This window comes from Butyrivibrio sp. NC2007 (genome assembly GCF_000421405.1).
Taxonomy (GTDB): Bacteria; Bacillota; Clostridia; order Lachnospirales; family Lachnospiraceae; genus Butyrivibrio.
Map to the genome: position 1 here is coordinate 176,251 of NZ_ATWY01000003.1, position 20,676 is coordinate 196,926.

Annotated in this window: 15 protein-coding genes; 11 read left to right on the plus strand and 4 right to left on the minus strand. The window is 45.3% G+C overall.

Features of this window, described 5'->3' with window-relative positions:
• Entirely contained in the window at positions 1-1,248 is a 1,248-nt protein-coding gene (locus tag G632_RS0103695) for an extracellular solute-binding protein (protein ID WP_022767686.1), read from the minus strand.
• A gap of 135 nt (positions 1,249-1,383) precedes the next feature.
• On the opposite strand from G632_RS0103695, the gene G632_RS0103700 reads away from it, so the two are divergent.
• Entirely contained in the window at positions 1,384-2,793 is a 1,410-nt protein-coding gene (locus G632_RS0103700; RefSeq protein WP_022767687.1) for a diguanylate cyclase domain-containing protein, read from the plus strand.
• Positions 2,794-2,852: 59 nt separating this feature from the next.
• On the opposite strand, the gene pta is transcribed toward G632_RS0103700, so the two are convergent.
• Positions 2,853-3,836 (minus strand): phosphate acetyltransferase, encoded by a 984-nt coding sequence (pta, locus tag G632_RS0103705; protein ID WP_022767688.1) that lies wholly within the window; start codon positions 3,834-3,836, stop codon positions 2,853-2,855.
• 147 nt (positions 3,837-3,983) lie between these two features.
• On the opposite strand from pta, the gene G632_RS0103710 reads away from it, so the two are divergent.
• On the plus strand, positions 3,984-4,223 hold the full coding sequence (locus G632_RS0103710) for a hypothetical protein (protein ID WP_051154855.1): 240 nt from the start codon (positions 3,984-3,986) through the stop codon (positions 4,221-4,223).
• Between the two features lie 12 nt (positions 4,224-4,235).
• Here the strand turns inward: G632_RS0103710 and G632_RS0103715 are convergent, their stop codons facing one another.
• Together G632_RS0103715 and G632_RS21890 are read right to left on the minus strand one after the other, a co-directional pair.
• Positions 4,236-4,853 (minus strand): YgjV family protein, encoded by a 618-nt coding sequence (locus tag G632_RS0103715; protein ID WP_022767690.1) that lies wholly within the window; start codon positions 4,851-4,853, stop codon positions 4,236-4,238.
• A gap of 136 nt (positions 4,854-4,989) precedes the next feature.
• Positions 4,990-5,166, minus strand: coding sequence for a hypothetical protein (locus G632_RS21890; RefSeq protein WP_022767691.1), 177 nt, complete (start codon positions 5,164-5,166; stop codon positions 4,990-4,992).
• Between the two features lie 121 nt (positions 5,167-5,287).
• Between G632_RS21890 and G632_RS18745 the strand changes: the two genes are divergently transcribed.
• The 9 genes from G632_RS18745 (at position 5,288) to G632_RS0103765 (ending at position 20,676) form a co-directional block, all read left to right on the plus strand.
• Positions 5,288-6,055 (plus strand): PHP domain-containing protein, encoded by a 768-nt coding sequence (locus G632_RS18745; protein ID WP_022767692.1) that lies wholly within the window; start codon positions 5,288-5,290, stop codon positions 6,053-6,055.
• A gap of 85 nt (positions 6,056-6,140) precedes the next feature.
• Positions 6,141-6,791, plus strand: coding sequence for a hypothetical protein (locus tag G632_RS22265; protein ID WP_022767693.1), 651 nt, complete (start codon positions 6,141-6,143; stop codon positions 6,789-6,791).
• Positions 6,792-6,928: 137 nt separating this feature from the next.
• On the plus strand, positions 6,929-8,389 hold the full coding sequence (trpE, locus tag G632_RS0103735) for an anthranilate synthase component I (RefSeq protein WP_330361275.1): 1,461 nt from the start codon (positions 6,929-6,931) through the stop codon (positions 8,387-8,389).
• Positions 8,386-8,955, plus strand: a complete 570-nt coding sequence (locus tag G632_RS0103740) for an anthranilate synthase component II (protein WP_022767695.1) — start codon at positions 8,386-8,388, stop codon at positions 8,953-8,955. The genes trpE and G632_RS0103740 overlap by 4 nt, the downstream gene beginning before the upstream one ends.
• Before the next feature lie 153 nt (positions 8,956-9,108).
• The gene (locus G632_RS0103745; protein ID WP_022767696.1) at positions 9,109-10,878 is read left to right on the plus strand and encodes an ammonium transporter; all 1,770 of its coding nucleotides are present in this window, start codon (positions 9,109-9,111) and stop codon (positions 10,876-10,878) included.
• Positions 10,879-10,905: 27 nt separating this feature from the next.
• On the plus strand, positions 10,906-12,489 hold the full coding sequence (gene asnB, locus G632_RS0103750) for an asparagine synthase B (RefSeq protein ID WP_022767697.1): 1,584 nt from the start codon (positions 10,906-10,908) through the stop codon (positions 12,487-12,489).
• Positions 12,490-12,510: 21 nt separating this feature from the next.
• Positions 12,511-14,619, plus strand: coding sequence for a glutamine synthetase III family protein (locus G632_RS0103755; RefSeq protein WP_022767698.1), 2,109 nt, complete (start codon positions 12,511-12,513; stop codon positions 14,617-14,619).
• Between the two features lie 35 nt (positions 14,620-14,654).
• Positions 14,655-19,154, plus strand: a complete 4,500-nt coding sequence (gene gltB, locus G632_RS0103760; protein ID WP_022767699.1) for a glutamate synthase large subunit — start codon at positions 14,655-14,657, stop codon at positions 19,152-19,154.
• A 31-nt stretch (positions 19,155-19,185) separates the two neighbouring features.
• Positions 19,186-20,676 (plus strand): glutamate synthase subunit beta, encoded by a 1,491-nt coding sequence (locus G632_RS0103765; RefSeq protein ID WP_022767700.1) that lies wholly within the window; start codon positions 19,186-19,188, stop codon positions 20,674-20,676.

The following is a 20,676-nucleotide window of genomic DNA, read 5'->3' on the forward strand; positions in this document are numbered from 1 at the left end:
TTATTCATTCATAAGATCGGAAATTGCTTTCTGTGAGTTTTTGATCGTATCATCGACGGATTGGCTGCCTTCTATGCACTTTACCAGCTCTTCTCCGAATACGGTCTCAATTTGTGACCATTTAGTGGTTCTCGGACGCACTCTGGAGTTGTTGGTTCCGCTGTACAGCTGCTGGAAGTATGGATATTTGGCAATTGTTGAATCGTCTTTAAATACACTCTTCCTTGTGGGAATTCCGCCGTGTTCCAGAGCTTCTCTTTGAACATCAGCGCTGGTTAAGTAGATCGAGAGCTTAAGTGCCAGCTCGGGATCTTTGGAATTTGTGGTGATTCCAAGGAGCCAGTTACCGATTTCACCTGTGGCAAAGGTTTCGGATATACTGTAATATTTGCCGGGAATCTGGGCTATGGAAGCTGTGGGTCCGCTTCCGGTTATAAACCAGGATGGCCATCCAAGTGCCATAGCAGCTTCGCCACTGTTTACGGCTTCTATAAGTCCGTCTTTATCGTAATTATCACCTGTCTTGTACAATTTACAGTAGAATTCAAGAGCTTCACGGCTCTTTCTCGAATCCAGAATGACTTTGTTGTTCTCGTCAAAAAGATCTCCGCCAAAAGCCCAAAGTATGGGAAGAAAATCAGAAACAATAGGGTTTCCTGCCTGTCCTCTTATGGCGTAGCCTTTTTTCCCTGATGCCTGAACTTCTTCACAGGCTGTCAGAATATCACTCCATGTATTTAAAGATCCGGAATCGGTTATTAAGTCAGGATTATAAAATATGAGCTGAACGTTACCTGAGAAGGGCAGAGCATAAGTGGCGCCCAGTGGATAAGGGTCTTTTCCCAGAAGTCTTGATTTATCAACAAAGTCCTCGTCATCGGCATATCCTAGCTGTGTGAGGTTTTGAAGTACGTTTTTCTCTATATATTCAGGCATTAATGGATCGTCTATCATGATGACGTCATATTTGCCCTCAGGGTTTGAGATATCTTCGATTACATTTTTTCGTATGTCATCTGCACTTAAGGGTATTACCTCGACGGTACAGTTATTCTCTTGTTCAAACTTTCCTTTTACAGCATTTATTACATCTGCATGTGATCCGTCTCTGGCTGCGATAGTTAAGGTTTTTGTGCTTTCAGAAGAATCCTGAGACTGAACAGATCCCTGAGAAGATGCGCATCCCACAGCAAGGAAACACATGCATGTAGCCATTATGAATGATAGAAAAGTCCTACTTTTGTGCATAGCAAACCTCCGTAACAATACAATACTATCATATTAAGTTTGTTTGTTTATTAAAAATAGATAATAATATGATTAACTTTATAGTATAATTAAAATGGCACAGAATATATTGCATAATTAAAAAGAGGTGAGCATATGCCTGAAACTAACAGCGAAGGAAAAATTGGCTATTCAACAGATACTGAATTTACTGCTAACGACATATTATACATGCTAAGAGATCTTCCCGATGCATGTTGCATCTTCAAAGTTCTGACGGATCCCTTCGGAACAGTAAAAGATATGCTCTTTTTATATGCGAATGAGAAATATGCGCAGCTGGTGGGACGTCCCATTGCTGAGCTTATAGGAAGTACCTATTACCAGACTGTGTCGAATCAGGATGAGGACTGGATCAAATTCAGTTATCAGGCAGCGGTTCTAAGGCAGTCTTCCATTAATAGGACCTACAACAGCCAGTTCAACAAGTGGTTTGAATTCTGGGTTGTTCCCGTATATCAGAAGGGGTTCTGTGCTTTTATTATTCATGATGTAACAGCGGATAAGCGAAATGAGGTAACTCAGACCTTTAATGCCAATACTAATAACCTTGTTATCGAGTGCGCCAAGGCGATCGCTACACCTGATTTTAACAAGGGAATAAAAAGAGTTCTGCGCCGTATAGGGCAGACCATGGAAGCAGATCGCGTCTATGTGATGAGAATTGAGCCTGATACTCATAAGATAAAAGAGCTTCATGAATGGGTCAGCAAATCCTGCTCTACAGAGCTTCCTTCCAAAAAGATGTTTGAAAAGACCGATATGATCAATATATGGCTCAGGGATCTTGAGGGCGGTAATGTTCTGCACATGACCGATGTGACTGTGATACAGGATTCAAGCCCGGAGCTGTACAATGAATTTCTGGCGGGAAAAATCTCCAGATTCCTGGTGACAACCCTTAAGGATAAAGACGGACTCATAGGCTTTCTTGTTGTAGATAATCATTCGCTTGAGATCCAGGTCAATGTGGTTGAGATGATGGAGACGGTTTCTGCGTTTATCGCAGGCCAGATAAGAAACAATGATCTGACAAAAGAGCTGATGTTCCTGGGTGGACATGATGCCCTTACGGGACTCGGAAACAGATATGCGCTTAATCAGTCTCTGACGTCGCTTTCAGAAATGTCTGTACCTGTTGGTATATGCTACACAGATATCAATGGCCTTAAGGCTATAAACGACGATAAGGGACATCAGGAAGGTGATAAGCTGATAAAAGATACAGCTGAACTGGTAGGATCGGTGTTCAAAAAGAAATACTGTTACAGGATTGGCGGAGATGAATTTGTGGCAGTAATTCCCGATATAGAGGAAGAAAAGTTCAGCGAGCTGGTAGATAAACTCAAGAGTAAAACCAAGAAGGTTTCACTTGCCATAGGATATAAGTGGTCGAGAACCTCCAAGGATGTAAACAAGGTCATTAGAAGCGCTGACGAGAACATGTACAAAGACAAATCGATGTTCTACAAGAGTCATGAACGCCGTCATGCAAATAATACCTAAACAAAAAAGAGTAGTCACGTAATGTGACTACTCTTTTCACGTCTCAATAAACTTTCATTTTATGCAAGTGCTGCAGTAATGATAGACATTGAGTAAACCTCAATAGCGTTGCAGCCTCTTGAAAGATCGTTGATAGGTGCGTTAAGACCAAGAAGAATAGGGCCGTATGCTTCGAAGTTACCCATTCTCTGAGCGATCTTGTAACCAAGGTTTCCTGCGTTGATGTCAGGGAAAATGAAGGTGTTTGCATGTCCTGCAACAGGTGAACCGGGAGCTTTCTGCTTAGCTACACGAGGTGAAACTGCTGCGTCGAACTGAAGCTCACCGTCGATAGGAATATCAGGATACTTCTCCTGAGCCTTCTTGGTTGCGTTCTGCATCTTGGTTACGGTGTCGTCCTTAGCTGATCCCTTTGTTGAGAATGAAAGGAAAGCAACCTTGGGATCTACGCCGAAACGTCTTGCGCAGTTAACTGTCTCGCCACAGATCTCAACAAGCTCATCCTCATTAGGATTGATGTTGATTCCGCAGTCGGCCATTGCAATAACTTCGTTGTCACCTGTAGCAGATGGACGAACAAGAATGAAGCATGAAGAAACGATGGTGTTCTCAGGCTTTGTCTTGATGATCTGGAGAGCAGGACGAACTGTATCAGCTGTTGAGTATGTTGCTCCTCCGAGAAGACAGTCGCCAAGACCCATCTTAACGAGCATTGTTCCGAAGTAGTTGGTCTGCTTGAGAATAGGTATTGCCTTCTCTGGTGTCATGCCCTTGCTCTTTCTGAGCTCGCAGAAAGCATCAACCATCTCGTCGAACTTATCATAGTTCTCGGGATCGATAATCTGAGCGCCGCGGATGTTGTAACCTGCCTCTTCAGCTGACTTATTGATCTCGTCTACATTTCCGAGAAGAATAGGTTTGATGAAGTTTCCTGCAAGAAGTCTTGAAGCAGCCTCAAGAATACGTGGATCTGAACCCTCAGGGAATACGATTGTCTTAGGGTCCTGTTTGAGTTTTTGGATCATATCACCAAATCCGTACATTTATTTTTCCTCCTTAAAAAACAACGGTTTTTCACTAATGTAAGCGCATACATTTTTATATGCGAATGTCATTATAGACTAAAGGAAAATAAAAAAATTTGATTTCACTCAATTTTTATGCTAAATTTTAGCAGAGGTGACAAAAATATGAATATGAATCCAATGATGTTTATGCAATTACAGCAAAGAATACAGACTTTCCAGCAGGATCATCCCAAATTTGTACCATTTATTATGGCTATTAAGGACAATGCTTTGCAGGAAGGAACCGTTCTTGGCGTTACGGTTACAACACCGGACGGAAGGAAGATAGAGTCAAACATTAAGCTTACAGCTAATGATATTGAGACTATCAAAATGATGTCCGATCCCGGTGCAATGAGCTGATAATCTGCTCTATCAGAAGGTTTTTACGTAGCTGCCGTCTTTTTTAACAAAACTGTATTTGTTAAGGTAATCCTTGTGATGCTCATCCGGACCACTGTAGGTAAGAGATTTAACCCCATATGAAGGAAGTTTGGAGAAAAGAAATTTTCCTATGGAGAAGTCTCTGTACTCCGGAAGTGAGTAATCCAGGAGAATATCCAGATTGTTGTCTGAAGTCTCTTTTCCGATAAAGATTCCTGCCGGTGCGCCGTTATAGCAGACCATATAGGAAGTTGTCGCGTCGGAAAAATCCAGAGATAATCCCGGGAAGCACTTTTGAATATCGTCTTTTGCTCTATCAATAGAGTATTTAAGCATGGAGTCATCAAGGGATACCTTCACAAGATCGTATTCCCTTGTTTCTTTGCTTGTATTGCTGAGCTTGATCAGATAATAGATATTGATGGCAACCAGGCAGATATTCATGACTGCTGTTGGGTATGAGTGGATAATAAAGGCATATACGGTAAAAATAAGGCTTCCGATAGTGTTTATTACCCTGAGCTTAAAAATGGAGGACATAAAGAAGGAAACCAGCACAAGAGCTGATCCTACGTAACCGACCATTTCAATTATCATTTTTGTATCCATAATTCTCTCCTTAATTTAACAATTTACATAAAAAAGCATATCATAAATGATGACAATAAAATAGATGGGGCATAACCCCATCGATTATCATATAAGTTATATAACATATATAATACGCCTGCTGGCGAAAGTAATATCAGAGCAGGATTACCAGAGCAGTAAGTCCGCCTATAAAAAGAGCTGATGCTGAAGCGGTGATAACCTTGATCTTGAAGGATGCAGCGTCTACGTACTTGCCGAAAAGGTTTACTGTGTCTACGACCTTGGGCTCATTTACTTTGTTGTAAGACTCAAAAGAGTTTAATGTGTCCATATCGTTTTCCTCCAATCCATAAAAAAATTACTTTCAACATCATAAGCGAAAAATGTGTACAGTAACTAATCTGCGTCTAAAGATTTTATAAAAAAAATATTAACTTAAAGAGGTTTCAGAGTTGGAGTACATTTACGAGACACATCTTCATACAATCGAAGCAAGCGCCTGTTCTTCCACGCCCGGAGAGGATTATATTACCTATATGAAGGGCCTTGGATACAGTGGGATCATTGTGACCGACCATTATTTCGCGGGTAACAGCTGTGTGCCCAGAGACTGGCCTTGGGAGAAGAGGGTTGAGAAGTACTGTAGTGGCTTCGAACACGCAAAAGAGGCGGCTGGAAGCGATTTCACAGTCCTGTTTGGTATCGAATACAATTTCCACGGCGATGAGTTCATGATCTATGGCCTTGATAAGAAATGGCTCCTTAATCACCCCGGGTTTGAAACCAGGGATCGCTATGAGGTGTATAAAATGGTGCATGAAGCAGGAGCAATCATGATTCAGGCTCATCCCTACAGGGAGAGAGGATATCTTTCCGAGATTAACATAACGCCTGATATCAGTGATGGTGTTGAGGTATATAACGCAGCCAATCCCGACTGGCAGAACAGCCTGGCATATGAGTATGCTGTTAAAAGAGGCTTCAGAATGGCCGGCGGTTCTGACATCCACAATTTTTCTCAGGAAAACATGGGCGGAATGAAGTTCTCTTTTCCCATAAATTCCATTGAGGATTATAAAGAGGCATTTATGGCTGGAGAAGGGACTCCCGTATGCCGTATGAATGTTCATGACAAACCCGGAGAATTCAGACCTGTTTCCGAGTTTATAGAACTGACAAAACCCACGCAGGAATCTACACTTGAGGTATTTTGGCACTAAATTGTAAACAATGTTAAATTTCTGTTAACTTGTACACAATCTGACTGCCTATGGTTTATAATGAAGGTGTAGGAGGTATAAGCCTATGAGGATGAAGAGTATTGTGGGAATAGTAATGACAATCGCTTTAATGTCGGTTGTGGGATGCTCCGGCGGAGCGGCTCAGAGTAATACTCCCGAGGGAGTTGATCTTAAGCCTGTAATTTACCTGTATCCGCAGGAGGATGGAAGCGAAATTTCAGTAAGCCTTGACTACAACGGAGATATCACCGATCTTATCCCGGAGTTCAATGCAGAAAATACATGGAATGTTACAGCTAACAGGGATGGCAAGATCACTTTTGAAGGACAAGAGTATGATTACCTGTTCTGGGAAGGCGTTCCGAGGTTTGAGTACGACTTCTATACAGGCTACTGTGTAAAGGGTGAGGATACGGAAGGATTCCTTAGGGAGAAGCTTGCCGAGCAGGGACTAAACGATGCCGAGATTGCTGAATTCCTTAAGTTCTGGCTCTCAGATATGGAAGGCAATCCCTACAACGTGATCAGTTTCCAGGGTAAGACCTATACAAAAGGCGCCAAGCTTACCGTTACTCCTGAACCTGACAACATGATCAGAGTATTCATGGCGTGGTATCCATCAGAGCACCATATCAGGATCAAACCTCAGATTCTGGATACACCTTCAAGAGATGGATTTACCGTTGTTGAATGGGGTGGAAACAAGGTTAAATAAGAATAAATATAAAAATATAAGGGCTGAACATTATTGTTCAGCCCTTTTTTGTTGCGCTTACGCGGTTTATGCGCTAATATTTATGCAAATATGCAAAAATCGCCTAGGGGACGATTTTGGGGAGGTTTATATTGGATGTGACAATTAGCCTGAATAAGGCAAAAGAAATCGCAAATAGCGGCAAATATGACGTTATACCGGTGGGCTGTGAGATCCTCTCGGACTTCATAACACCCATCGAACTGGTCAGGAAACTAAAAGCTGCATCCAGACACTGCTATATGCTGGAATCAGCACAAGCCAACGAATATTGGGGAAGATATACTTTCGTCGGCTATGATCCGAAGCTTGCAATCACACTTAAGGACGGCGAGATGTCTTTTGGCGATAAAACCGTACAGACCAAAGAGCCATGGACAATACTAAGGGATATTCTCGCAAGCTATAAGAGTCCAACATTCGAGGAGCTTCCGCCGTTTACAGGTGGTCTCGTTGGGTATTTTGCCTTTGACTACTTTGGCTACTGCGAACCCAGTGCAGCCTGGAAGGGCGTTGATAACGATGCCTTCAAGGACCTGGATCTGATGCTCTTTGACAAGGTCATTGCCTTTGATAACGTGAAACAGAAGATTGTTCTTATTGCAAACGCAAGGACCGAGAATATCGAGGAAGGCTACAAAAAGGCCATAGAGGAGCTTACACAGCTAAAAGAGCTGATATATGCCGATACTGAGAAATCCTGTGAGGGAGGAAAACTCATGGGCGAGGTTACACCTCTTTTTGGTAAAGAGGAGTACTGTGCCATGGTTGAGAGCGGCAAAAAACACATCAAAGAGGGTGATATCTTCCAGATCGTGCTCTCAAACAGGCTTTCAGCGCCCTTTAAAGGGAGCCTTCTCAATACATACAGAGTTCTGCGCACCATAAATCCTTCTCCGTACATGTTCTATTTCTCGGGTACTGACGTTGAGGTGGCCGGTGCTTCTCCTGAGACGCTGGTTAAGCTTGAAAAGGGCATTCTTCACACATTCCCGCTGGCAGGAACAAGGCCCAGAGGCGCAACAGATGAGGAAGACAAGGCTCTGGAAAAAGAGCTTTTGGCGGATGAGAAGGAGCTGGCGGAGCACAACATGCTGGTGGATCTTGGCAGAAATGACCTTGGAAAGATCAGTAAATTCGGCACCGTGCAGGTTGAAAAACTCCATTCCATCGAGAGATATTCCCATGTTATGCATATCGGATCGACGGTAAGAGGAGAGATCAGGCCGGAGAACGATGCACTTGATGCAATAAATGCAGTGCTTCCGGCAGGAACACTTTCCGGAGCGCCCAAGATAAGGGCATGTCAGCTGATCGGAGAGCTTGAGAACAACAAGCGCGGAATCTACGGCGGAGCCATCGGATACATAGATTTTTCGGGAAATATGGACACCTGTATCGCAATTCGTCTTATTTACAAGAAGAACGATACCGTTTTTGTTAGGAGCGGAGCGGGAATCGTAGCTGATTCAGACCCCGAGAAAGAGTACATGGAGTGCCTTAATAAAGCAAGAGCATCGCTTCGTGCACTGGAGCTGGCACAGGAGGTGGAGAGATGATACTTCTTATAGATAACTACGACAGCTTTTCCTACAATCTTTACCAGCTTATAGGCGAGATCAATCCTGATATCAGGGTTATCAGAAACGATGAGATGACAATAGAGGAGATAAGAGCACTAAAGCCTGAGCGGATCATTCTTTCACCAGGTCCCGGAAGGCCTGAGGATGCAGGTATTATCGTTGAGGCTGCAAGAACTCTGGGAAAAGAGATCCCGACGCTGGGCGTGTGCCTTGGACATCAGGCAATCTGTATGGCCTTTGGGGCTACGGTCACTTATGCAAAAGAGCTTATGCACGGCAAACAGTCAGTGGTTAAGTTCGATACTGAAAGCACCTTGTTTAAGGGTATTTCTGAGAAAGCACCCGTTGCAAGATATCATTCTCTGGCGGCTGAAAAGAGCACAATTCCGGACTGCCTAAAGATAACAGGTGTTACCGATGATGGCGAAGTTATGGCAATAGAGCACAGAGAATACCCTATTTACGGGGTTCAGTTCCACCCGGAATCCATCATGACCCCTGATGGAAAGGCTATGTTGAAAAATTTTTTAAAAAGTTGTTGACAGGTCTTAAACATCCGAGTACAATCCATGAATAAGTAAAGTGTATACACGAATACAAAAAAGCAAACGATGCAATGGCGCATCAAACTACGAAAGTAGTGTGCCAGTGCGTCGTTTTTTTGTGCTTTAAGGCACAAAAAGGAGGAGAAACGTATGAGTGGAGAAATCTTAGATGCTATTAACGGCAGTGTTTTTGGCGTATGGTTTTTGATCGGCGCAGCTTTAGTTTTCTGGATGCAGGCCGGATTTGCAATGTGTGAAGCAGGCTTCACCAGAGCAAAGAATACAGGAAACATCATTATGAAGAACCTGATGGATTTCTGCATCGGAACTGTAGTATTTATTCTCATCGGTTTTGGCCTGCTTCTTGGGGAAGACCTGGCAGGCATAATCGGAAGACCCGGATTTGATATTTTCACAAATTATGCAAATTTCGACTGGTCAAATTTCGTATTCAACCTTGTGTTCTGTGCTACAACAGCAACAATCGTTTCAGGATCAATGGCTGAGAGAACTAAATTCTTATCTTATTGTGTGTACTCGGCAGTTATCTCAGCAATCGTTTATCCGATTGAAGCACACTGGACCTGGGGCGGCGGATTCCTTGCTCAGATGGGATTTCATGATTTCGCCGGATCCAACTGCATCCACATGGTAGGTGGTATTGCAGCTCTTGTTGGCGCATCAATGCTTGGACCACGTATCGGTAAGTTCGAAAGGGATGCTTCCGGAAAGGTTACAAAAGTAAATGCTTTCCCGGGTCACAACCTTGTAGCAGCTTCCCTCGGTGTATTTATCCTGTGGCTTGGCTGGTACGGATTTAACGGCGCAGCATGTACAACCGTAGAGCAGCTCGGAAGCGTATTCGTAACAACAACAATTGCTCCTGCACTTGCAACAGTAACCTGTATGGTATTTACCTGGGTTAAATACGGTAAGCCCGATGTTTCAATGTGTCTGAACGCTTCACTGGCAGGTCTTGTAGCCATCACAGCTCCCTGTGATGTAACAGATGCTTTTGGCGCAATCGTGATCGGTATCGTAGCAGGCCTTCTTGTTTGCTTCGGTGTTTGGTTCCTTGATTACAAGCTTCATGTTGATGATCCTGTCGGAGCTGTTTCGGTACATTGCCTCAACGGTATTTGGGGAACACTTGCAGTAGGTCTTTTTGCTACAAATTCAGCTCCCGGCTATTCAATAGCTGATGCAGCAGGTAACGAAATGGTAGGTCTTTTCTACGGCGGCGGACTTAAGCTCCTTGGAATCCAGTTCGTAGGAATGTTCTCTACAGCAGCCTGGACAGTTATTACTATTACAATCACATTCTTCTTAATTAAAGCCGTTATGGGACTTCGTGTAACAGAGGAAGAAGAGATTCTCGGACTTGACTCAACAGAGCATGGTCTTGCGTCTGCTTATTCCGGATTTGCCATCATGGATGTTTCAAACACTCTGAACATGAGCGTAAACGAGAACACAGATCTTGGTGTAAGCGAGTACGACAATGCTTCACAGGTACAGAAGGATGCAGCTGTAAAGGTTGTTACAGCACCGGTTCCTAATACATCAGGAATCCACAAGGTTGTTATCATTGCTAAACTCTCACGCTACGACAAGCTCCGCAAGGCTATGAATGCTCTGGGCGTAACCGGAATGACAGTTACACAGGTTATGGGCTGCGGTGTTCAGAAGGGCTCCGGTGAGATGTACCGTGGAGTTGAGATGGATGCAACACTCCTTCCTAAGATCAAGCTGGAAGTAGTAGTTAGCAAGATCCCTGTTGAAGATGTTATTGAAGCAGCCAAGAGAACTCTTTACACAGGCCATATCGGAGACGGAAAGATCTTCGTTTACAGTCTCGACAACGTAGTCAAGATCCGCACCGGAGAAGAGGGTGCAGCAGCTTTGGCTGACGTTGAGTAAATAGGAACATTTAGGAGGATTTGAAGTATGTGCGCAATACTGACATACGCAAGAGCAGATGTATCAAAGGATTTCTTTGAAGAGATCCTGGAAAAGACAACTTCCAGAGGCCCGGATATGACAAGGACCCTGCAGACAAACAAGGGCTATATGGGATTTAACAGACTATCGATCATGGGACTTACAGAGAGCGGAATGCAGCCCTTTACCCTGAATGGTAACGCAGTAGTTTGTAACGGCGAATTGTACGGGTTTACTTTCCTTAAGAATTATCTGGTGTCTTTGGGATACAGCTTTAAGAGTGACAGTGATTGCGAGATACTTCTTCCTCTTTATGAGAGGCTTGGAACCAAGATGTTCAGCCTTCTGGATGCAGAATTTGCCTGTGTCATTTATGACAGCAAAAAGAATGACTTCGTGGCAGCGAGGGATCCGATAGGAATCAGGCCGCTTTACTACGGCTACGACGACGAAGGATATATCCTTTTCGCTTCAGAACCCAAGAACTTAACTGATGTCTGCAAGTGCATTAAGCCCTTCCCTCCGGGACATTACTACGAGGATGGCAGATTTATCTGCTACAGGGACATGACCGAGGATAAAGAACTAAAGACAGATGATCTTCAGACTATCACGGAAAACATCCATGACAAGCTGATCCGCGGTATCAAAAAGAGGCTCAGCGCAGATGCACCGGTTGGGTTTCTGCTCTCGGGAGGACTTGACTCCTCCCTGGTATGCGGAGTTGCAGCAAGTCTCTCAGATAAACCAATCGAGACTTTTGCAATCGGCATGGACATAGATGCCATAGACCTCAAGTACGCAAGAGAAGTTGCAGAGTACATCCACAGCAATCACCATGAGGTGATCATCACAAAAGAGGATGTAATAAATGCCGTAGAACCTGTGATCCATGCTCTTGGAACCTATGATATCACCACAGTCAGGGCTTCCATCGGAATGTACCTTCTGTGTAAATGGATCCACGAAAACACAGATATCAAGGTAATCCTTACAGGAGAGATTTCAGACGAACTCTTTGGTTACAAGTACACGGATTTTGCTCCAAGCGCCGAAGCCTTCCAGGAAGAGGCTAAAAAGCGCGTCAGAGAGCTTCACATGTACGACGTACTAAGGGCTGACAGATGCATAAGCGTCAACTCTTTAGAGGCAAGAGTTCCTTTCGGAGATCTGGACTTTGTAGATTACGTAATGAGCATTGACCCTCAAAAGAAGCTAAATACCTACGGAATCGGAAAATTTCTTTTGCGAAAAGCCTTTGAAAAAGATGAATTCATTCCAAGGTCGATCCTGATGAGAGAAAAAGCAGCTTTCTCCGATGCAGTCGGACATTCCCTCAGAGATGACCTCATGGAATATGCAGATAATACATATACTTACGCAGAGTATGAGACTAAGAGAAAAGCCTATACTCATGCGACACCATTTACAAAAGAGTCTCTCCTTTACAGAGAGATATTTGAGAAATACTACGAAGGCCAGTCACACATGGTTGTAGATTTCTGGATGCCAAACAAATCCTGGAAAGGATGTAATGTTAACGATCCATCCGCAAGAGTGCTGTCAAATTATGGCGCCAGCGGAGAGTAAATAAAAACGGAGGATAAGAAAATGGTAGAAGCGGGAAAACTTACAGAAGAATTTGGTTGTCTGGTCTTTAACGACAGAGTCATGAAGCAGCGCCTTCCAAAGGATATCTACAAGGCTGTTCACAAGACTATTGAGCAAGGTACACACCTTGAGCTGGATGTAGCAAATACGGTTGCTGCAGTCATGAAGGAATGGGCTGTTGAGAACGGAGCCACACACTTTACACACTGGTTCCAGCCTATGACAGGTCTTACAGCAGAGAAGCACGACAGCTTCATTTCACCAACTGATGACGGCTCGGTGATCATGGAGTTCTCAGGAAAAGAGCTTGTAAAGGGTGAACCTGATGCATCAAGCTTCCCTTCGGGAGGTCTTCGCGCAACCTTTGAGGCAAGAGGCTACACAGCCTGGGATCCTTCATCACCTGCATTTATTAAGGACGGATCCCTCTACATTCCTACAGCATTCTGCTCATACGGCGGAGAAGCCCTTGATAAAAAGACACCTCTTCTTCGTTCAATGGAGGCTCTTTCAGGGGAAGCTGTCAAGATGCTTCACCTTCTTGGATATGAGGATGTTAAGAGAGTAAATACAACAATCGGTTCAGAGCAGGAGTACTTCCTGATCGATAAGGACTACTACAAGAAGAGAAAAGACCTTCTGTTCACCGGAAGGACACTTATCGGCGCACCGGCTACCAAGGGCCAGGAGATGGAAGATCACTACTTTGGTGTAATTAAGCCCAAGGTATCAGCTTACATGCATGATCTTGACGAGGAGCTCTGGAAGCTTGGAATTCCTGCAAAGACCAAGCACAACGAGGTTGCTCCTTCGCAGCACGAGCTGGCGCCTGTATTTGAGACAGCAAACATCGCTGTAGATCACAACCAGCTCACTATGGAGGTTATGAAGAAGGTCGCAGACAAGCACAACTACGCATGTCTTCTTCATGAGAAGCCCTTCGAGGGAATCAACGGATCAGGAAAACATAACAACTGGTCTGTTTGCACAGATACAGGAATGAACCTTCTTGATCCCGGCAAAAAGCCCGGTGAGAACATTCCTTTCCTGGTATTCCTCATGGCAGTTATCGCAGCAGTTGATGAGTATGCACCGATCCTGAGACTCTCCGTAGCATCTGCAGGAAATGACCACAGACTCGGCGGAAACGAGGCACCACCTGCCATCATTTCAATTTTCGTCGGCGATGAGCTCGCAGGAGTACTTAAGAGTGTTGAGGAAGGCACAGCCTATGAGAGCCAGGGCAAGGTTCAGATGGCCATGGGAGCTACCGTTCTTCCGCACTTTACAAAGGACAACACAGACAGAAACAGAACATCACCTTTTGCTTTTACAGGCAACAAGTTCGAGTTCAGAATGCCCGGTTCAGCAGTTTCAGTAGCTAACGCAAACATCGTCCTCAACACAGCAGTTGCAGAGGAGATTGCCAAGATCTATGCAAAGCTTGAAGGAACACCTGCTGATGCTCTTAAAGAGAAGGTAATGGAGGTACTTAAGGAAGTGCTTTCAGCTCATAAGAAAGTTCTTTTCAACGGAAACGGATACACAGAGGAATGGGTCGCTGAGGCTGAAAAGAGAGGTCTTGCGAACCTCAAGTCACTTCCCGATGCAATGCCTTACTGGATCTCGGATGAGTCAATCGAGCTCTTTACAAAGCACGGAATCTTCACCAAGGAAGAGATCCACTCAAGATATGACATTCTTCTTGAGAACTACTCAAAGTCAATTCACATCGAGTCCCTGACAATGCAGGAGATGGTGAGAAAAGACCTGACAGAAGGAATCATCGCTTATGAGAAGGACCTTACAAAAGAGGTGATCCAGAAAAAGAGTGTTCTTGAGGGCGCAGCGTGTGAGCTGGAATGCGGACTTTTAAAGACCCTGGATGGAGCATCCGCAGGAATCAGCGGAGCGCTCAAGAAACTCTATGAGGACACCAAGAAAGCAGAAGGCATGGATGATCTTCTGGGACAGGCAAGCTTTTACCAGGAGACAATCCTTAAGGATATGGATGAGCTTAGAAAATATGCGGATGAAGCTGAGGCCGTTATCCCTGATGAATACTTAAGCTACCCTACATACGGCCAGATGCTCTTTTCACTTAGATAAAAAGACATAAAGAATACGATAGAGGTATAAAAGCAATGGAAAACTGGATGAACGAACATGATGCATGCGGAATAGGAGCGGTGATAAATATAAACGGAAAGCCTGATAACAAGGTGCTTGACGATGCCCTTTCCATCGTAGAAAAGCTTGAGCACAGAGCAGGAAAAGATGCCAGCGGAAAAGTCGGCGACGGCGTGGGAATTCTAGTTCAGATATCTCACAAGTTCTTTTCAAAAGAAGCCAAAAAGCTCGGGTTTAAGATTGGAGGCGCAGGGGACTACGGTATAGGAATGTTTTTCCTGCCGCAGGATTCCATGAAGCGCATGTTCGCAAAGCGAATGCTTGAAGTCATTGCAGAAAAAGAAAACCTTAAGGTCATCGGATGGAGGGATGTGGAAACACATCCCGAAATCCTTGGTGAGGTGGCAAGAAACTGCATGCCACACATCAGCCAGTGCTTCATTGAGAGGCCATCCGATGTGGAGAAGGGAATAGAGTTTGATAGAAAGTTATACTGCCTCAGAAGAGAGTACGAGAAATCTTCTGAGGATACTTATATTTGCTCATTTTCATCCAGAACCATTGTCTATAAAGGAATGTTTTTGGTGGGACAGCTCCGCAATTTCTACGAGGATCTGTTATCACCTGATTACCAGAGCGCTATCGCGCTGGTGCACAGCAGATTTTCCACTAATACCACACCTTCCTGGCAGAGGGCGCATCCATATCGCATGATCGCACACAACGGTGAGATCAATACCATAAAGGGTAACAGTGACAGGATGCTGGCCCGTGAGGAGACCATGTCGTCAGATGTATTTAAGGAGGAGCTTTCCAAGGTCTATCCCGTCATTGCATCCTCCGGATCTGATTCAGCCATGCTTGATAACACCTTGGAGTTCCTGTACATGAACGGCATGGATCTCCCTCTCGCCATGATGATCACAATACCTGAGCCCTGGAAGCACAACGATTTCATGTCTCAGGACAGAAAAGATTTTTATCACTACTACGCAACAATGATGGAGCCCTGGGACGGACCGGCTGCAGTTCTTTTCACGGACGGTGAGCTCTTTGGAGCAACGCTGGATCGTAACGGACTCAGACCATCAAGATATTATGTGACCAAGGATGGAAGACTGATTCTTGCATCCGAAGTTGGCGTTTTGGATATCCCGGAGGAGAATATCCTTGAGAAATCAAGGCTTTCACCGGGACACATGCTACTGGTCAATACAAAAGAAGGACGCATAATCTCCGACAAGGAGTGTAAGGACAGATATTCACTGGCAAAGCCCTATGGCGAGTGGCTCGACAGATATCTTCTGCACCTTAACAAGCTGTCGGTTCCAAATAAAAAGATACCTACCCATACCCAAGAGATGAGAGACAAGCTCTACAAGGTATTCGGGTATTCCTACGAGGACGTCAAACAGCAGATAATGCCAATGGCTACAAATGGCATAGAATCTACTGTTTCCATGGGAACTGACGTCCCTCTTGCCATGCTTTCAAAGCATCATCAGATGCTGTTTTGCTATTTCAAACAGCTCTTTGCCCAGGTTACTAATCCGCCAATCGACTCGCTTCGCGAGAAGGTAGTCACCGATACCACAGTTTATATCGGCTCTGACGGGAATCTCCTTGGGGAAAAGAGCGACAACTGCCGTGTTCTTGAGGTTAACAACCCGATCCTTACGGGCGTTGATCTCATGAAGATCGAAGCTCTGGATCAGCCGGGCTTTCATGTAAAAAAGATATCCCTTCTGTATTACAAGAACACTCCTATGGAGAGAGCTCTGGACCAGCTGAACATCTCAGTGGACAGGGCTACTGCAGAGGGCGTTAACATCATCGTTCTCTCAGACAGGGGTGTTGATGAAAACCACATGCCTATCCCTTCGCTCCTGGCTGTATCCAGCGTCGAGCAGCACCTGGTAAGGACCAAGCAGCGCACGGCAGTATCCCTTATTCTCGAGAGCGGAGAGCCGAGGGACGTCCATCAGATCGCAACACTTCTCGGTTTTGGTGCCCGTGCTATCCATCCGTATCTGGCTCATGAGTGCATCGCAGAGCTCATAGATATCGGAATCCTTGATAAGGATTATCACACAGCAATAGCTGACTACAACAAGGCGCTCCTGGGCGGAGTTGTTAAGATTGCAGCCAAGATGGGCATCTCAACCCTCCAGTCCTATCAGTCCGCCAAGATATTTGAGGCCATCGGCCTGTCAAAAGAGTTTGTTGATAAGTATTTCACCGGAACCACCAGCAGAGTGGGCGGAATCGGCATAAACGAGATCGGTGAGGATGTTGAGCTTCGTCACAACAAGGCCTTCGATCCCCTGGGACTTGCCACCGACACAAGCCTTGATTCCTTTGGATTCCACGGTCTTCGCAGCGGAAAAGACATGGAAGACCACATGTATAATCCAAAGACCATAGTTACTCTTCAGAGAGCTGTAAGGGAAGGGGACTACGAGAGATTTAAGGAATATACACAGCTTGTTGATGATGAGGACAGGCCACATACTCTGAGAGCTCTTTTATCCTTCGTTCCTGCAGGAGAGAAGGTGCCTCTTGAAGAGGTTGAGCCTGCTGAGGAGATCGTAAAACGCTTCCAGACGGGAGCTATGTCCTACGGTTCGCTTTCCAAGGAAGCCCATGAGACTCTTGCTACAGCCATGAACAGGCTTGGCGGAAAGAGTAACACCGGCGAAGGTGGAGAGGATATCGCAAGATTCGGAACAGAGAGAAACAGCGCAGTTAAGCAGGTTGCATCCGGAAGATTCGGCGTTACCAGCAGATATCTTCAGAGTGCAAAAGAGATACAGATAAAGATGGCACAGGGTGCAAAACCCGGTGAAGGCGGACATCTTCCGGGCAAAAAGGTTTACCCATGGGTTGCAAGTACACGTTTCTCAACCCCGGGCGTAGCCCTTATTTCACCGCCGCCTCACCATGACATCTACTCAATTGAGGACCTGGCACAGCTTATCTATGACCTTAAGAATGCCAACGACAAGGCAAGGATATCAGTAAAGCTGGTATCTGAGGCAGGTGTAGGTACCATCGCTTCAGGTGTTGCCAAGGCAGGAGCTCAGGTAATCCTGATCTCAGGCTACGATGGCGGAACAGGAGCAGCTCCATCGTCCTCTGTTCATCACGCAGGACTTCCCTGGGAGCTGGGAGTCAGTGAAGCTCATCAGTCTCTTCTGCATAACGGCCTTAGAAGCCGCGTAGTCCTTGAGACTGACGGTAAGCTCATGACAGGACGAGATGTTGCCATAGCAGCGCTTCTCGGAGCTGAGGAATTCGGATTCGCCACAGCGCCCCTTGTATGCATGGGCTGCATGATGATGCGTGTCTGCTCCAAGGATACATGCCCTGTGGGCATCGCAACCCAGAATGAGGAGCTCAGAAAGAGATTTAAGGGAAAACCCGAGCATGTCATGAACTTCATGCTCTTTGTAGCAAGGCAGCTTCGTGAGATCATGAGCGAGCTTGGCTTTAGAACTATCGAGGAGATGGTGGGAAGAACTGACTGCCTCAAGATGAGGACCATTCCGAATGCGCGCTGCAAGGATGCTGCGGACCTCTCAAGAATCCTTGATACAAGCTATGTGGGACAGGCCAAGAACCACTTTGATCCCAAGGATGTATATGATTTTGGTCTGGAAAAGACACTTGATCATAAGGCTCTTTTACCTGCATACGAGAAGTTTAAGAAAAAACCAGATACAAAGATGAGTGTAAAAGTGGATATTACCAGCACGGACAGAAGCTTTGGAACACTGCTTGGAAGCAGGGTAACGGAGGATTTTGCAGATTCACTTGCTGATGATTCCATCACTGTTGAGGCAACAGGAGGCGGCGGACAGTCATTTGGCGCATTCCTTCCAAAGGGAATAACGCTTAGGCTCTCAGGCGATGCCAACGATGGCTTCGGAAAGGGATTATCCGGCGGAAAGGTCATCGTTGCACCTCCTAAGGAAGCTACTTATAAGGCTCACGAGAACATCATCATCGGTAATGTTGCACTTTACGGCGCAACAGCAGGAAAAGCCTATGTTTGCGGAATAGCAGGAGAGAGGTTCTGTGTCAGAAATTCCGGTGCGCTGGCAGTTTCAGAGGGCTGCGGAGACCACGGCCTTGAGTATATGACCGGCGGAAGAGCAGTTATCCTTGGTATGACAGGCAAGAACTTTGCAGCGGGAATGAGCGGCGGAATCGCCTATGTTCTCGATAAGGAGCATACTCTTTACCTTCGCATGAACAAGGACATGGCAAGCCTTACCGAGCTCACAGAGAAATACGATATCGCTGAGCTTCAGACAATCCTTGAGGATTATGTAAAAGAGACAGGTTCACAGTTCGGAAAAGAGATCCTGGAAAACTTTGATAAATACATCCCTGATTTCAAGAAGATCGTGCCAAACGATTATCACCGTATGCTGTCGGCAATCAGCAAGTTTGAAGAACAGGGAATAGACCATGAAACCGCTGTATTAGAGGCTTTCAAGGAATTGGCATAACAAATGTTATCAATAATGGGAGAAGTTTAAGATGGGAAAAGAAACAGGATTTCTTGAATATAACAGGACAAATAATAAAGATGTTCCTCCAGAAGAAAGGATAAAAAACTTTGAGGAATTTCATGTTCCTCTTGATTCCGAAGAAAGGCGCAGACAGGCTTCAAGGTGTATGAACTGCGGAGTTCCATTCTGCCAGTCGGCCATGAACCTTGGCGGAATGGTTACAGGATGTCCCCTTCACAACCTCATTCCCGAGTGGAATGACGAGATCTACAGAGGACATGATAAACACGCATTTGCAAGGCTGCATAAGACCAGCAATTTCCCTGAGTTTACCGGAAGGGTCTGCCCAGCCCTTTGTGAAAAGGCCTGCATGTGCGGACAGAACGGAGACTCCGTGACCGTGCACGACAATGAGCTCTATCTTATAGAGCAGGCCTATGAAAAAGGATACATAACACCTGTTATACCGCAGATAAGAAGCGGTAAAAAGGTGGCAGTTATCGGAAGCGGACCATCAGGCCTTGCAGTTGCTGATGAGCTCAATCACAGAGGCCACAGCGTTGAGGTGTTTGAGAGGGAAGATGAGATCGGTGGTCTTCTCATGTACGGAATACCCAATATGAAGCTTGATAAGAGCGTTGTTCTTCGCAGAAAGCACCTTATGGAGCAGGAGGGAGTTGTTTTCCACACAGGAGTAAATATCGGACAGGACAAGCATTCCAAGGAATTTCTTGATAGTTTTGATGCAGTGGTTTTGTGCTGCGGAGCCAAGAAGGCAAGACCCCTTGCAGTTGCTGATCCCGGTAAGGTAAAGGGAGTGTATAATGCCGTTGATTTCCTTACAATGAATACAAAAGCTCTTTTAAAAGCAGGAGACAGGTCTGTAGCTGCTCTAAAAACTCAAAAAGGGTATATTGATGCAGAGGGCAGGAATGTTATTATAGTAGGTGGTGGCGATACGGGAAATGACTGTATCGGAACCGTTATAAGACATGGAGCAAAGAGCGTTACAGCTATCGAGATGATGCCAAAGCCGCCTGTAGAGAGGCTTTCTTCCAATCCGTGGCCTGAGTGGCCCAAGGTCCTTAAGACCGACTACGGCCATGAGGAAGCAATTTACCTCTATGGGGAGGATCCAAGAGTCTTTGAGACCACGATAAAGAGCGTAAAGACAGATAAAAAGGGACATATCAAGCAGGTGGAGACCGTGAAGGTACAGTTCAAGGACGGCAAACTTGTTGAAGTTCCCGGCACGGAGAAGACACTAAGGTGCGATCTTCTGCTTATTGCAGCCGGATTCATAGGATGTGAGAATTACGTGGCTGATGATTTTGGACTTGAGCTAAGCAAGAGAGGCACTGTAGTTACAGGCGCTGAGAGTTACCGTGTGGGTGAGAGCAAGGTCTTTTCCGCAGGTGATATGCACAGAGGCCAGTCGCTGGTTGTTTGGGCCATCTGCGAGGGCAGAGAGTGTGCAAAAGAGATAGATGAATATCTCATGGGATATACTAATCTTTGA

Bases quoted from the DNA above. Each gene is read 5' to 3' on its own strand.
- G632_RS0103695 (WP_022767686.1), bottom strand. From the start codon at position 1,248: ATGCACAAAAGTAGGACTTTTCTATCATTCATAATGGCTACATGCATG.
- G632_RS0103700 (WP_022767687.1), top strand. From the start codon at position 1,384: ATGCCTGAAACTAACAGCGAAGGAAAAATTGGCTATTCAACAGATACT.
- pta (WP_022767688.1), bottom strand. From the start codon at position 3,836: ATGTACGGATTTGGTGATATGATCCAAAAACTCAAACAGGACCCTAAG.
- G632_RS0103710 (WP_051154855.1), top strand. From the start codon at position 3,984: ATGAATATGAATCCAATGATGTTTATGCAATTACAGCAAAGAATACAG.
- G632_RS0103715 (WP_022767690.1), bottom strand. From the start codon at position 4,853: ATGGATACAAAAATGATAATTGAAATGGTCGGTTACGTAGGATCAGCT.
- G632_RS21890 (WP_022767691.1), bottom strand. From the start codon at position 5,166: ATGGACACATTAAACTCTTTTGAGTCTTACAACAAAGTAAATGAGCCC.
- G632_RS22265 (WP_022767693.1), top strand. From the start codon at position 6,141: ATGAGGATGAAGAGTATTGTGGGAATAGTAATGACAATCGCTTTAATG.
- G632_RS0103740 (WP_022767695.1), top strand. From the start codon at position 8,386: ATGATACTTCTTATAGATAACTACGACAGCTTTTCCTACAATCTTTAC.
- G632_RS0103745 (WP_022767696.1), top strand. From the start codon at position 9,109: ATGAGTGGAGAAATCTTAGATGCTATTAACGGCAGTGTTTTTGGCGTA.
- asnB (WP_022767697.1), top strand. From the start codon at position 10,906: ATGTGCGCAATACTGACATACGCAAGAGCAGATGTATCAAAGGATTTC.
- G632_RS0103755 (WP_022767698.1), top strand. From the start codon at position 12,511: ATGGTAGAAGCGGGAAAACTTACAGAAGAATTTGGTTGTCTGGTCTTT.
- gltB (WP_022767699.1), top strand. From the start codon at position 14,655: ATGGAAAACTGGATGAACGAACATGATGCATGCGGAATAGGAGCGGTG.
- G632_RS0103765 (WP_022767700.1), top strand. From the start codon at position 19,186: ATGGGAAAAGAAACAGGATTTCTTGAATATAACAGGACAAATAATAAA.